13 protein-coding genes and 1 tRNA gene are annotated in these 12,753 nt (G+C 61.8%); 1 reads left to right on the plus strand and 13 read right to left on the minus strand.

Annotated features, from left to right (window positions below):
• Positions 1–12: 12 nt before the first annotated feature.
• The 13 genes from nuoF to QCE73_RS08645 form a co-directional block, all read right to left on the minus strand.
• Positions 13–1,335 carry an NADH-quinone oxidoreductase subunit NuoF gene (gene nuoF / locus QCE73_RS08585; protein ID WP_309880718.1) on the minus strand — a complete coding sequence of 441 codons (1,323 nt, stop codon included), beginning with the start codon at positions 1,333–1,335 and terminating at the stop codon, positions 13–15.
• On the minus strand, positions 1,332–1,817 hold the full coding sequence (gene nuoE, locus QCE73_RS08590; RefSeq protein WP_035502997.1) for an NADH-quinone oxidoreductase subunit NuoE: 486 nt from the start codon (positions 1,815–1,817) through the stop codon (positions 1,332–1,334). The genes nuoF and nuoE overlap by 4 nt, the downstream gene beginning before the upstream one ends.
• A 151-nt stretch (positions 1,818–1,968) precedes the next feature.
• Positions 1,969–3,222 carry an NADH-quinone oxidoreductase subunit D gene (locus tag QCE73_RS08595; protein WP_238293860.1) on the minus strand — a complete coding sequence of 418 codons (1,254 nt, stop codon included), beginning with the start codon at positions 3,220–3,222 and terminating at the stop codon, positions 1,969–1,971.
• Positions 3,223–3,231: 9 nt separating this feature from the next.
• Positions 3,232–3,834: an NADH-quinone oxidoreductase subunit C gene (locus QCE73_RS08600; protein WP_035503001.1), complete on the minus strand. Its 603-nt coding sequence runs from the start codon at positions 3,832–3,834 to the stop codon at positions 3,232–3,234.
• Between the two features lie 21 nt (positions 3,835–3,855).
• Positions 3,856–4,335, minus strand: a complete 480-nt coding sequence (locus QCE73_RS08605; RefSeq protein ID WP_006052903.1) for an NADH-quinone oxidoreductase subunit B family protein — start codon at positions 4,333–4,335, stop codon at positions 3,856–3,858.
• A gap of 61 nt (positions 4,336–4,396) precedes the next feature.
• On the minus strand, positions 4,397–4,756 hold the full coding sequence (locus QCE73_RS08610) for an NADH-quinone oxidoreductase subunit A (RefSeq protein ID WP_309880722.1): 360 nt from the start codon (positions 4,754–4,756) through the stop codon (positions 4,397–4,399).
• Positions 4,757–4,970: 214 nt separating this feature from the next.
• Positions 4,971–5,055, minus strand: a tRNA-Leu gene (locus QCE73_RS08615).
• Positions 5,056–5,182: 127 nt separating this feature from the next.
• Positions 5,183–5,557, minus strand: coding sequence for a preprotein translocase subunit SecG (secG, locus tag QCE73_RS08620; protein WP_238293864.1), 375 nt, complete (start codon positions 5,555–5,557; stop codon positions 5,183–5,185).
• Between the two features lie 88 nt (positions 5,558–5,645).
• The gene (gene tpiA / locus QCE73_RS08625) at positions 5,646–6,419 is read right to left on the minus strand and encodes a triose-phosphate isomerase (protein ID WP_035503004.1); all 774 of its coding nucleotides are present in this window, start codon (positions 6,417–6,419) and stop codon (positions 5,646–5,648) included.
• 165 nt (positions 6,420–6,584) lie between these two features.
• Complete coding sequence (locus tag QCE73_RS08630; RefSeq protein ID WP_309880724.1) at positions 6,585–7,601, minus strand: NAD(P)H-quinone oxidoreductase; 1,017 nt, start codon at positions 7,599–7,601, stop codon at positions 6,585–6,587.
• Positions 7,602–7,787: 186 nt separating this feature from the next.
• Positions 7,788–9,911, minus strand: coding sequence for a polyribonucleotide nucleotidyltransferase (gene pnp, locus QCE73_RS08635; protein WP_035503007.1), 2,124 nt, complete (start codon positions 9,909–9,911; stop codon positions 7,788–7,790).
• 353 nt (positions 9,912–10,264) lie between these two features.
• Entirely contained in the window at positions 10,265–10,534 is a 270-nt protein-coding gene (gene rpsO / locus QCE73_RS08640) for a 30S ribosomal protein S15 (RefSeq protein WP_035503009.1), read from the minus strand.
• A 159-nt stretch (positions 10,535–10,693) separates the two neighbouring features.
• On the minus strand, positions 10,694–11,983 hold the full coding sequence (locus tag QCE73_RS08645) for a branched-chain amino acid ABC transporter substrate-binding protein (RefSeq protein WP_309880726.1): 1,290 nt from the start codon (positions 11,981–11,983) through the stop codon (positions 10,694–10,696).
• Between the two features lie 195 nt (positions 11,984–12,178).
• Here QCE73_RS08645 and QCE73_RS08650 point away from each other — a divergent pair, with 195 nt between their 5' ends.
• The gene (locus tag QCE73_RS08650) at positions 12,179–12,694 is read left to right on the plus strand and encodes a hypothetical protein (protein WP_309880728.1); all 516 of its coding nucleotides are present in this window, start codon (positions 12,179–12,181) and stop codon (positions 12,692–12,694) included.
• Positions 12,695–12,753 lie beyond the last annotated feature (59 nt).

A 12,753-nucleotide genomic window follows, 5' to 3' on the forward strand; every position in this document is an offset into this window, starting at 1 on the left:
CTGCGCGCCTGATTACGCGGTAAGCGCTTCGGTGCTCGCGTGATGCGCGTGCCCGCCGACGAGACAATGCTTGTGCTCGACGTGATATTCGAATTCGTCCCAGAAGTGCTTGAGCATGCCGCGCACGGGCATCGCCGCTGCATCGCCGAGCGCGCAGATCGTGCGACCCATGATGTTCTCGGCGACCGAGTTGAGCAGATCCAGATCTTCCTTGCGGCCAAGACCATGCTCGATCCGATGCACCACGCGGTATAGCCAGCCGGTGCCTTCGCGGCAAGGCGTGCACTGACCGCACGACTCTTCATAGTAGAAGTACGACAGGCGCAGCAGCGAACGCACCATGCAGCGCGTTTCGTTCATCACGATGACCGCTCCCGAACCCAGCATCGAACCGGCCTTCGCGATCGAATCGTAGTCCATGTCGGTTGCGAGCATCATGTCGCCCGGCACGACCGGCGCGGACGAACCGCCCGGAATCACGGCCTTGACCGACCTGCCGCGCACGCCGCCCGCCAGTTCCATCAGCGTCGAGAACGGCGTGCCGAGCGGAACCTCGTAGTTGCCCGGACGATTGACGTCGCCGGACACGGAGAAGATCTTGGTGCCGCCGTTGTTCGGCTTGCCGAGTTCGAGATAATTCTGCGGGCCGACTTCCAGCAGGAACGGCACGGCCGCAAAGGTCTCGGTGTTGTTGATGGTGGTCGGCTTGCCGTACACGCCGAAGCTCGCCGGGAACGGCGGCTTGAAGCGCGGCTGGCCCTTCTTGCCTTCCAGCGATTCGAGCAGCGCGGTTTCTTCGCCGCAGATGTACGCACCGTAACCATGATGCGCATACAGCTCGAACGAGAAGCCGGAGCCGAGAATGTTCGCGCCGAGATAGCCGGCCGCGCGCGCTTCTTCGAGCGCCGCTTCGAACACCCGATAGACTTCGAAAATCTCGCCGTGGATGTAGTTGTAGCCGACGGTGATGCCCATCGCGTAAGCGCCGATGGCCATGCCTTCGATCAGCGCGTGCGGATTCCAGCGCAGGATGTCGCGATCCTTGAACGTGCCCGGCTCGCCTTCGTCCGAGTTGCAGACGAGATATTTCTGCCCCGGGAACTGACGCGGCATGAAGCTCCACTTCAGGCCGGTCGGGAAGCCCGCACCGCCGCGGCCGCGCAGACCCGACGCCTTGACGTCGGCGATCACCTGCTCGGCCGGAATCTTTTCTTCGAGAATACGGCGCAGCTGCTTGTAGCCGCCGCGCGCAACGTAATCCTCGAGATGCCAGTTCTCGCCGTTGAGGCCAGCGAGGATCAGCGGCTTGATGTGACGATCGTGGAGTGACGTCATTTCGAAAGTTCCTCGATCAACTGGTCGATCTTCTCGCGGCTCATAAAGCTGCACATACGGTGGTTGTTCACGAGCATCACCGGTGCGTCGCCACATGCGCCAAAGCACTCGCCTTCTTTCAGCGTGAACTTGCCGTCCGCGGTGGTCTCGCCGAAATCGATTCCAAGCTTCTGCTTGAGATACTCGGCGGCGCTGTCCGAACCGCCGTCCGGCCCGAGCTGGCAAGGCAGATTCGTGCACAACGTGATCTTGTGTTTGCCGACCGGCTTCAGCTCGTACATCGTGTAGAACGTGGCGACTTCCTGCACCGCGACCGGCGGCATGCTCAGGTAATCGGCCACGAACTGCATGAGATCGGGCGAGAGCCAACCATGCTCTTCCTGAGCGACAGCGAGCGCCGCCATCACCGCCGATTGCTTTTGCTCGGCGGGATACTTTGCGACCGCGCGATCGATTTCTTTCAGGCCTTCAGCTGAGATCATTTTCAGACACGACTCTTTCAATTCCTACCGAACGAAAACCTGCCGCGCCCTTCATGTTGCGGCAGACCTGGCGTTCCTGCGGATTCCTGTTATTGCGTTCGCATTTCCATGAACGGCGCCCGATGCGCGCGCCGTGCAGGTGGCGATGAAATCAGCGATCGATCTCGCCGAACACGATGTCTTGCGTACCGATGATCGTCACAGCGTCGGCGATCATGTGGCCTCGCGCCATTTCGTCGAGCGATGCGAGGTGCGCATAGCCCGGCGCGCGAATCTTCAGGCGATACGGCTTGTTCGCGCCATCCGAAATCAGGTAGATGCCAAACTCGCCCTTCGGATGCTCGACCGCCGCGTACGTTTCGCCTTCCGGCACGTGGAAGCCTTCGGTGAAGAGCTTGAAATGGTGAATCAGCTCTTCCATGTTGCTCTTCATGCCGACGCGCGACGGCGGCGCAACCTTGTGATTATCGACCATCACAGGGCCGGGATTCTTGCGCAGCCACGCAATGCACTGTTTGGCGATGCGGGTCGACTGGCGCATTTCTTCCACGCGCACCAGATAGCGGTCATAGCAATCGCCATTCACGCCGACGGGAATATCGAAGTCGAGCTGGTCGTACACTTCGTACGGCTGCTTCTTGCGCAAGTCCCACTCGATGCCCGAGCCGCGCAGCATCGCGCCGGACAGGCCCATCTGCAACGCGCGCTCCGGACTCACCACGCCGATGCCCACGAGACGCTGCTTCCAGATGCGGTTGTCGGTGAGCAGCGTTTCGTACTCGTCGACACAGCCCGGGAAACGATTGAAGAAATCCTCGATGAAGTCGAGCAACGAACCCTGACGGTTCTCGTTCATCCTGTCGAGCGCTTTCGCGTTGCGGATCTTGGACGCCTTGTATTGCGGCATTGCGTCCGGCAGATCGCGATAGACGCCGCCCGGACGATAGTACGCCGCGTGCATGCGCGCGCCCGACACCGCCTCGTAGACGTCCATCAGATCTTCGCGCTCGCGGAACGCATAGAGGAACACCGCCATCGCGCCGACGTCGAGCGCGTGCGAGCCGATCCACATCAGGTGATTCAGCACGCGCGTGATTTCGTCGAACAGCACGCGGATGTATTTCGCGCGCACCGGCACGTCGATGCCGAGCAGCTTCTCGATGGCCATCACGTAGCCGTGCTCGTTGACCATCATCGACACGTAGTCGAGACGGTCCATGTACGGCACCGACTGGATGAAGGTCTTGGTCTCGGCCAGCTTCTCGGTCGCGCGATGCAGCAGACCGATGTGCGGGTCGGCGCGCTGGATCACTTCGCCGTCGAGTTCCAGTACGAGACGCAGCACGCCGTGCGCTGCCGGGTGCTGCGGGCCAAAGTTCAGCGTGTAATTCTTGATCTCTGCCATGGCGTTCTCTTAATGTTTCAGACCGCCATAGCGATCTTCGCGGATCACGCGCGGCGTGATTTCGCGCGGTTCGATCGTCACGGGCTGATAGACCACGCGCTTCTCTTCCGGGTCGTAGCGCATTTCCACATAGCCGGAAACCGGGAAGTCCTTGCGGAACGGATGGCCGATGAAGCCATAGTCCGTGAGAATGCGGCGCAGGTCGGGATGGCCTTCGAACACGATGCCGTAGAGGTCGAACGCTTCACGCTCGTACCAGTTCGCCGACGTCCAGATATCGACCACCGAAGGCACGATGGGCACTTCGTCGTCCGGAGCGAATACGCGCACGCGCACGCGCCAGTTGTTCGTGATCGAGAGAAGATGGCTGACGGCCGCGAATCGCGGACCGTCGTAGGCACCATCGCCGTAGGTCGAATAGTCGACGCCGGCGAGATCCATGAGCTGCTCGAAGCGCAGCGACGGGTCATCGCGCAACTGCTCGCAGACGTCCAGATAGTTGGCCGCCTTGACGACGACCGTCACCTGACCCAGCGACTCCGTGATGCTCTGGAGACGGTCGCCAAACGCCGTCTCGAGGTTCGCTTTGAGGGTCTCGAGTTTGCTTGCCATAGTTTGGGGAGACTCAGGCCCTTACTGACGGGCGATGGTGTTGGTGCGGCGAATCTTCGCCTGCAACTGGATCACGCCGTAGACCAGCGCTTCGGCGGTCGGAGGACAACCAGGAACGTACACGTCGACCGGCACGATCCGGTCGCAGCCGCGCACGACGGAATATGAATAGTGGTAGTAGCCACCGCCGTTCGCGCACGAACCCATCGAAATGACCCAGCGCGGCTCGGCCATCTGGTCGTACACCTTACGAAGTGCGGGCGCCATCTTGTTGCACAGCGTGCCGGCGACGATCATCACGTCGGACTGGCGCGGACTCGGACGAAACACCACGCCGAAACGGTCCAGATCGTAACGGGCGGCGCCCGCGTGCATCATCTCGACCGCGCAGCACGCGAGACCGAACGTCATCGGCCACAGGGAGCCGGTGCGCGTCCAGTTGATGAGCTTGTCAGCCGTAGTGGTGACAAAGCCTTCCTTCAAGACCCCTTCGATACTCATTTGTTTTCCACTCCAGATGAGCAGCCAGCCAAAGCCGCCCATGAATCCGGTGATCTAACTGTCATTCCCAGTCGAGCCCGCCCTTTCTCCAGATGTAGGCGAAACCGAGCAAAAATTCGAGCAGAAAAATCATCATCGCGATGAAGCCGGGCCAGCCGATATCGCGCAGGGACACACCCCACGGGAACAGGAACGCCGTTTCAAGGTCGAAAATGATGAAAAGAATCGCGACGAGATAGTAACGCACATCGAACTTCATACGCGCGTCTTCGAAGGCTTCGAAGCCGCACTCGTACGGCGCGTTCTTCTCCGTGTCAGGCTTGTTGGGACCGAGAATCTTGCCGACGCTGATCAACGCAATACCTAAACCTAGGCCCACTACGAGAAACAAGAAGACGGGGTAATAGGGTGCGAGGTTCAAGGCTATCCTCTGATCGGTAGATGTGGTCTGTTATTGATTGGGACCTTCAGCCGGGACGGACCACCCGGCGGGAGAATGCACTTGGGACCGCTCACGATATCAGCACACTGTGACAACCGCTTTGACGCTGTCTATGCCGCCATGAAAACGTAAGGGTACTCCAGAAGTGACAATGCCAGCCGAAGCGAAGCAAGCGGCTGGCATTGGATAACTTTGGTGCCGACGGCGAGACTCGAACTCGCACAGCTTTCGCCACTACCCCCTCAAGATAGCGTGTCTACCAATTTCACCACGTCGGCACTGTACTGCAATCCGGGAAAACTACTTCTAAATTGCCGCGAATCGCTTCAAGACTTGAATTATAACTGGGCCCTACGAATTGTTCAACGCACAAAATGCAGATTATGCGAAAAATTCGTTCTGTCGTTATTTAGGCACGTCGGCGCCCGGCGCGGACGATGCGACCGGTGCGGAAGCAGGTGCAGAGCCCGCCGATGCTGCCGCCGGAGCCGATGTCGGCACGGGCGCGGCGCCACCCAACACACCCGCCGACGTTTGCGGCTTGTAGCTTCCGAGATAGGTCAGCGTCAGCGTCGTGACGAAAAAGACCGCAGCGAGAACAGCGGTGGTACGCGACAGAAAGTTGGCCGAACCCGTCGCACCGAACAGACTGCCGGATGCGCCGCTGCCGAACGCAGCACCCATGTCCGCGCCCTTGCCATGCTGAAGCAGCACGAGGCCGATAACACCCAGCGCCGACAGCAACTGGACAACGATAATCAATGTCTTCAAATACAGCATTTCAACTCACCCGATCCCTGATGTTTCCGTGACACCTTCGTGTCGCACTATGCTCTTTCGCCTGCCCTGCCCGCTTGCCGCTCGACGCTCAATGCGTCACGGTTTGCGCCGCCCGGCAGATCGCCAGAAAATCCTTCGACTTCAACGATGCGCCGCCGATCAGCCCGCCGTCGATGTCTTTTTGCCCAAACAGCTCTTCCGCATTTTCAGGCTTCACACTGCCGCCGTACAAAAGCGGCACGCTCGCCACCGATGCACCCTTCTCCAGCAGCTTGTGACGCAGAAATGCGTGAACGTCTTGCGCCTGGCCCGGACGCGCGGTCTTGCCCGTTCCGATCGCCCAGACCGGTTCGTACGCGACCACGATGCCCGCCGCCTGCTCTTCCGTCAGAATCGCCAATACAGCGTCGAGCTGCGTGCCGATGATCTGCTCGGTCGTACCCGCCTGGCGCTCTTCCAGCGTCTCGCCGACACACACGATGGGCGTGAGCCCCGCTTCGATCGCGCGCTGCGCCTTCGACGCAACGAGTTCCGGACTTTCGCGATGATACGCGCGTCGCTCCGAATGCCCGACGATGGCATACGTGACGCCAAAATCCGCCGCCATCTCTGCCGCGACTTCGCCCGTGAACGCGCCGCCCGAATGCGCCGACACGTCCTGAATACCCCATTGCACGACCGAACCGCTCAGAAGCGCCTGCGATTGCGCGAGATAAGGACACGGAACGCACACGCCGACACGCACACCCTTTTGCAAAGCCGATGCCCCTGCGGCGACTTCGGTCAGCAGGGTCGCGTTGTCACTGATGCGACCGTGCATCTTCCAGTTGCCCACCACCAGTTTCGCTCGTTCTCTGGACATATGTCTCGTCAGTCGGCGGCGGCTTGCAAGAACCGCCTGTTATAAAAATGAACCGCTACGAACCGCAAACTGCTTGCAAAACAGGCGATTTTACTGTGTTACGACGAAACCGGTCAAACCGTCAAACGCGCCGCAACGTGAAACGCCGGATTTCGCATGAAAACGTCACGCGCCCTCACGCCAGTCGAGCACGATCTTGCCGATGTGCGTGCTGCTTTCCATCAGCGTGTGCGCGGCGGCGGCATCGTGCGCCGGGAAGACTTGGTGGATCACCGGCTTGATGCGCCCCGCCTCGATTTCCGGCCAGACACGCTCCTTCAGCTTCGCCGCGAGCTTCGCCTTGAACGCGACCGGACGCGGACGCAGCGTCGAACCCGTGATGACGAGGCGCCGACGCAGCACGTCGTTCAGATTGATCTCCGCCTTGGCGCCGCCCAGCAGCGCGATCACGCAGATGCGCCCGCCATCGGCCAGTGCCTTGAGCTCGCGCGCGAGATAGTCGCCGGCAACCATGTCGAGGATCACGTCGACGCCACGGTCATTCGTCAGCGACTTCACCACTTCGACGAAATCTTCCGTCTTGTAGTTGATCGCGCGCTCGGCGCCGAGCGCTTCGCACGCGCGGCATTTTTCGTCGGTGCCGGCCGTGGCGAAGACGCGAAAACCGAGCGCCTTCGCGATCTGGATCGCCGTCACGCCGATGCCGCTCGATCCGCCCTGCACGAGCAGCGTCTCTTCCGCGCCGTTCTCGCCTGCGCCGAGCTGACCACGCTCGAACACGTTGCTCCAGACGGTGAAGAACGTCTCCGGCAACGATGCGGCCTCGATCTCCGACAAACCCTTCGGCACCGGCAGACACTGTTCGAGCGGCGCGACCGCATATTCGGCGTAACCGCCGCCCGCGAGCAGCGCGCACACGCGATCGCCTTTTTTCAGACCGAACGGGTTGTGTTTGGGATCGAAATCGCCATCGACGATTTCACCGGCCACTTCCAGCCCCGGCAGATCGGATGCACCCGGCGGCGGCGCATAGGCGCCCTTGCGCTGGAACACGTCCGGCCGGTTGACGCCGGAAGCGGCGACCTTGATCAGCACCTCGCAATTGCCCGGCGCAGGTGTCGGACGTTCGCCCAATTTCAGGACTTCGGGTGCGCCAAACTCAGTGATTTCGATGGCCTTCATATGCTCTCCCTGTGCCGACCAGCTTCAGTGTGCATTCGAACCGGATGGCACTGCGCGCGCCTGTGACAATCACGCTGCACACTGCCATCGAGTCCGATGACGCGTCGGACAATGCATAGCGTCCGAAGCGTCATACATGAAAACGGCCGGCTCGCATCAGCGGCCGGCCGTCTACACATTACCGCATTACGACTGCGGATGCGTGGGTTCCGCCTGCTGTGCGGCTTCGTTCAGAAGCGCCTTCGCCGACAGACGCACACGACCCTTTTCGTCCGTCTGGATGACCTTGACCTTCACGATCTGGCCTTCCTTCAGATAGTCGTTGATGTCCTTCACGCGCTCGTTGACGATCTCCGAGATGTGCAGCAGACCGTCCTTGCCCGGCAGGATGTTCACGATCGCGCCGAAGTCGAGCAGCTTGAGCACCGGGCCTTCGTAGACCTGGCCGACTTCCACTTCAGCCGTGATGTTCTCGATGCGCTTCTTCGCGTCGGCCATGCCTTCCGCGCTCGTGCTCGCGATCGTCACGACGCCGTCGTCCGAAATGTCGATGGTCGTGCCGGTCTCTTCCGTCAGCGCGCGGATCACCGAGCCGCCCTTGCCGATCACGTCGCGGATCTTCTCCGGATTGATCTTGATGGTGATCATGCGCGGCGCGTAGTCGGACAGTTCCGTATTCGTGTGCGGAACCGCAGCCGTCATCTTGCCGAGGATGTGCATGCGGCCTTCCTTCGCCTGCGCGAGCGCGACCTGCATGATTTCCTTCGTGATGCCCTGGATCTTGATGTCCATCTGCAGCGCGGTCACGCCTTGTGCCGTGCCGGCCACCTTGAAGTCCATGTCGCCGAGGTGATCTTCGTCGCCCAGGATGTCGGTCAGAACCGCGAACTTGTTGCCTTCGAGGATCAGGCCCATTGCGATGCCCGCGACGTGCGCCTTCATTGGCACGCCGGCGTCCATCAGCGCGAGGCAGCCGCCGCACACCGACGCCATCGACGACGAACCGTTCGATTCCGTGATTTCCGACACGACGCGGATGGAATAGCCGAATTCGTCGGGGCCCGGCAGGCACGCGACCAGCGCGCGCTTGGCCAGACGGCCGTGACCGATTTCACGGCGCTTCGGCGAACCGACGCGGCCGGTTTCGCCCGTTGCGAACGGGGGCATGTTGTAGTGAAGCATGAAGCGCTCGCGATATTCGCCTTCGAGCGCGTCGATGTTCTGCTCGTCGCCCTTCGTGCCGAGCGTCGCGACGACCAGCGCCTGCGTTTCGCCACGCGTGAAGAGCGCCGAACCGTGCGTGCGCGGCAACACGCCCGTGCGGATTTCGATCGGGCGGACCGTGCGCGTGTCGCGACCGTCGATGCGCGGCTCGCCGTTCAGGATCTGCGAGCGGACGATCTGCGCTTCGATATCGAACAACACGTTGCCGATGGTTGCCGCATCGGCCACCACTGCTTCCTCGGCGAGCTTCGCCGAGGTCGCCGCGTAGACTTCCTTCAGCTTGGCCGAACGTGCCTGCTTGTTGCGCAACTGGTAAGCGGCTTCCAGTTCCGGCTTGGCGATTTCCGTGACGCGCGAGATGAGCGCTTCGTTCTTCGCGGCGGGCTTCCAGTCCCACTCGGGCTTGCCGCCTTCGCGAACGAGCTCATGGATTGCGTCGATGGCCGTCTGCATCTGCTCGTGGCCGAACACGACCGCGCCGAGCATCACTTCTTCGGAAAGCTGCTGCGCCTCCGATTCCACCATCAGCACCGCGCGTTCCGTGCCGGCGACGACGAGATCGAGCGCCGATTCCTTCATCTGCGGGCGCGTGGGGTTCAGCACGTACTCGTTGTTGATGTACGCGACGCGCGCAGCGCCGACCGGACCGTTGAACGGCAGGCCCGACACGGCGAGCGCGGCCGATGCGCCGATCAGCGCGGGAATATCCGCCGGGACGTCCGGATTCAGCGACAGGACGTGGATGACGACCTGCACTTCGTTATAGAAGCCTTCCGGGAAGAGCGGACGCAGCGGACGGTCGATCAGGCGCGAGATGAGCGTCTCGCCCTCCGACGGACGGCCTTCGCGGCGGAAGAAGCCGCCCGGAATCTTGCCGGCGGCGTAGGTCTTTTCGAGGTAATCGACGGTCAGCGGGAAGAAGTCCTGGCCCGGCTTGGCGGTCTTCGCGCCGACGACGGTCGCGAGCACGACGGTATCTTCGACATCGACGATCACCGCGCCGCTTGCCTGACGAGCGATTTCACCCGTTTCCAGGCGGACATTGTGTTGTCCCCACTTAAATTCTTTGACGATTTTATTGAACATTGTGACTCCTTCTACGTTGGCCGCGCCGGTGATCTGGCGCTGACTGGGGCGGTCGCGAGCCACGCTTGAGAGGTGTGTTATGCCATTCCAGCGCGGGGCCTGCCCGACGTGCGCGCACACGCCGCGCTGGAATGACACAAAGCTCTGCCGCGAGGCCGGACCGGGTGTCGAACCGGATGATGCATCCGGGTAATCCGGGTAAAGCGATGAACTGCTGAAGTACCAACTACGCGGTGTCGATCGATGAAAACGCGATCGCGCACCACTTCACGGCCGGAACGTACAAAAACAAAGTGCCTGTATCAGCGGACTGACACAGGCACTTCGTTCTAACGGCGGCCGTTTGACGCCAATTACTTGCGCAGACCCAGCTTCTCGATCAACGAGCGATAACGATCCGCATCCTTGCCCTTCAGGTAGTCGAGCAGCTTGCGACGACGGCTCACCATGCGCAGCAGACCGCGGCGGCTGTGGTGATCCTTCGAGTGCGACTTGAAGTGGACGGTGAGTTCGTTGATGCGGCTCGTGAGGAGTGCGACTTGCACTTCAGGGGAGCCGGTGTCGTTGGTGCCGCGCGCATATTCTGCGACGATGTCGGACTTCTTGACTTCTGCTACGGACATTTGCTTTTCCTTTGATTCAGACAGGCGGTCACGGAAGAAAGGCCGTGCCGTGGGTTTGCCAATTTCGGATTTCGCCTTAGTCAAAACTCCAAGACGAAGCGCGGAGTATATCACACTGCGGTCCGCCGAGGACACGGTTCCGGCGGGCGCGGACGATGCCTAGCGTGCCGGACGCGTCATCTTGCAGGTCGTTTCCGGGACGGTTTTCTGCGCCGGCACGGCAAGCAGCGTGCGAAAGCCGTAGCCGGAACCTTCGTTATCGAGCGCGACGCCCTTCGCACCCGCCTTATCCATTTCGATGACGTAAAGGGGCTGGATCACCTGATGATCGTCGGCGCGCATCGTCATCGCGTGGAAGCCTTCGCCGTCGAATTTCATGCCTTCGAGCGCGCGCGCCACCGCGAGCGGGTTCGCGCTGCCCGCGCGGGTCATCGCCGACGCAAGCATTTCGATCATCAGCGGCATGCGCGCGACGAGGTAATCGTCCGCGGCGGCCGGATAGCGAGCGCGAAACGCGCGATAGTAAGCATCCGACGCCGCACCGCCCACGTTCGGATGCCAGTCCGCCACCGCGATCACGCGCTTCACGCCGGCGTCGCTGAGCGCCGCCGGCGCACCCAGACTGTTTCCGTAGAACGTATAGAACTTCGTGTCGAGCCCCTGCTCGCGCGCCGCTTTCACCAACAACGTCAGATCGTTGCCCCAGTTGCCGGTGATCACCGCGTCCGCTCCGCTCGCACGGATTTTCGCGATGTAAGGCGCGAAATCCTTCACACGGCCGATCGGATGAAACTCGTCGCCGGCAATCGCGATATCCGGCCGCCGTTCCTTGAGCGCGCGCTGCGCCTCGCGGCTCACGTCGTGCCCGAAGCTGTAATCCTGATTCAGCAGATAAACCTTCTTGACCGCGCGATCGTCTTTCAACGCGTCGGCGAGCGCGTCCATACGCATACCGGCGTGCGCGTCGAAGCGGAAGTGCCAGAAACTGCACGCATCGTTGGTGAGCGCGGGATCGTCGGCGGAATAGTTCAGGAAAAGCACGCGGCGGTCCGGTTCGCGCGCGTTCTGCTTGTCGATCGCCGCGACGAGCGCCGCCGCCACCGCCGAGCTGTTCCCCTGCATCACGAAGCCGATCCCGTCGTCGATCGCCGCGCGCAGTTGCACGAGCGTCGCCTCGCTGCTGCCCTTGCCATCGAACACGACGAGCTGCAACGTATGCATGCCGTCCGCGAGCTTCACGCCGCCCTGCGCGTTCACGCGCTCGACGCCGAAGCGCAGATTGCGCTCGACCATCGCGCCGGCGTTCGCGAACGGGCCGGACATGCCTTCGATCAGCGCGAGCTTGATGGGCGGCAAATCGGCCGCTTTCGCCGTCAAAGAGACTGCGAGGCACGTCGATGCCACAGTGAGCAGCCATCGCGCCGCGCGCACGCCGATTCCTTTCTTCATGGGTTCCGCCGATCCGCCGAAAGCGCGGATCATAGGCCGCACCGGGCGCGCCGCGCAAGTCCGTCATTGCCGACACATCCGCTCGAATAGTCCGGCGCATCGGAGAATGTTTTGCCGCCCGCGCGTGTCAAAATCACGAGAAACATCGCATAAACGCTGCTCGCCGGCGCGAGGAGCAAGCACGTGGAGGCTTCAATGCTGCACAAACTCAACCGCATGCGCGCGTCGCTTGCGTGCGCGGGCGTCGCGCTCCTTCTGTCCGGGTGCGTGCAGCCGTGGCAGAACTATCAGACCGGCGCCGATGCATCGACGGTCACCGCCCGGCTCGGTCCGCCGCGCGAAGTCTACGATTTGCCCAACGGCGGCAAGCGCCTGATGTGGCCGACGCAACCGCTCGGCGAATTCACCACCGCCGCCGACATCGACGCATCCGGCAGGATCGTAAGCGTCAGGCAGGTGCTCGACGAGAACGAGTTCTACAAGGCGCAGATCGGCACGTGGACGAAGAAGGACGTGCTCGTGAACTTCGGGCGGCCGGTGGAGACGTCGTACTTTCCGCTGATGAAACGCGAAGTCTGGACCTACCGCTACATGGAAGCGAACGTCTGGTACATGATGTACAGCTTCTATTTCGACGATCAGGGCGTTCTGCGGCTGACGCAGAAGACGCCCGACCCGCTGCACGATCCCGACCGGCGCAATCTGTTCTGAGCACATTCGCGGCGCGCCATTGAAAAAGCCCTCTCACGAGGGCTTTTTGCTGTCCGACG

Origin of the sequence: Caballeronia sp. LZ029 (assembly GCF_031451275.1) — a bacterium.
Lineage (GTDB): Bacteria > Pseudomonadota > Gammaproteobacteria > Burkholderiales > Burkholderiaceae > Caballeronia > Caballeronia jiangsuensis.

Bases quoted from the DNA above. Each gene is read 5' to 3' on its own strand.
- nuoF (WP_309880718.1), bottom strand. From the start codon at position 1,335: ATGACGTCACTCCACGATCGTCACATCAAGCCGCTGATCCTCGCTGGC.
- nuoE (WP_035502997.1), bottom strand. From the start codon at position 1,817: ATGATCTCAGCTGAAGGCCTGAAAGAAATCGATCGCGCGGTCGCAAAG.
- QCE73_RS08595 (WP_238293860.1), bottom strand. From the start codon at position 3,222: ATGGCAGAGATCAAGAATTACACGCTGAACTTTGGCCCGCAGCACCCG.
- QCE73_RS08600 (WP_035503001.1), bottom strand. From the start codon at position 3,834: ATGGCAAGCAAACTCGAGACCCTCAAAGCGAACCTCGAGACGGCGTTT.
- QCE73_RS08605 (WP_006052903.1), bottom strand. From the start codon at position 4,335: ATGAGTATCGAAGGGGTCTTGAAGGAAGGCTTTGTCACCACTACGGCT.
- secG (WP_238293864.1), bottom strand. From the start codon at position 5,557: ATGCTGTATTTGAAGACATTGATTATCGTTGTCCAGTTGCTGTCGGCG.
- tpiA (WP_035503004.1), bottom strand. From the start codon at position 6,419: ATGTCCAGAGAACGAGCGAAACTGGTGGTGGGCAACTGGAAGATGCAC.
- QCE73_RS08630 (WP_309880724.1), bottom strand. From the start codon at position 7,601: ATGAAGGCCATCGAAATCACTGAGTTTGGCGCACCCGAAGTCCTGAAA.
- pnp (WP_035503007.1), bottom strand. From the start codon at position 9,911: ATGTTCAATAAAATCGTCAAAGAATTTAAGTGGGGACAACACAATGTC.
- rpsO (WP_035503009.1), bottom strand. From the start codon at position 10,534: ATGTCCGTAGCAGAAGTCAAGAAGTCCGACATCGTCGCAGAATATGCG.
- QCE73_RS08645 (WP_309880726.1), bottom strand. From the start codon at position 11,983: ATGAAGAAAGGAATCGGCGTGCGCGCGGCGCGATGGCTGCTCACTGTG.
- QCE73_RS08650 (WP_309880728.1), top strand. From the start codon at position 12,179: ATGCTGCACAAACTCAACCGCATGCGCGCGTCGCTTGCGTGCGCGGGC.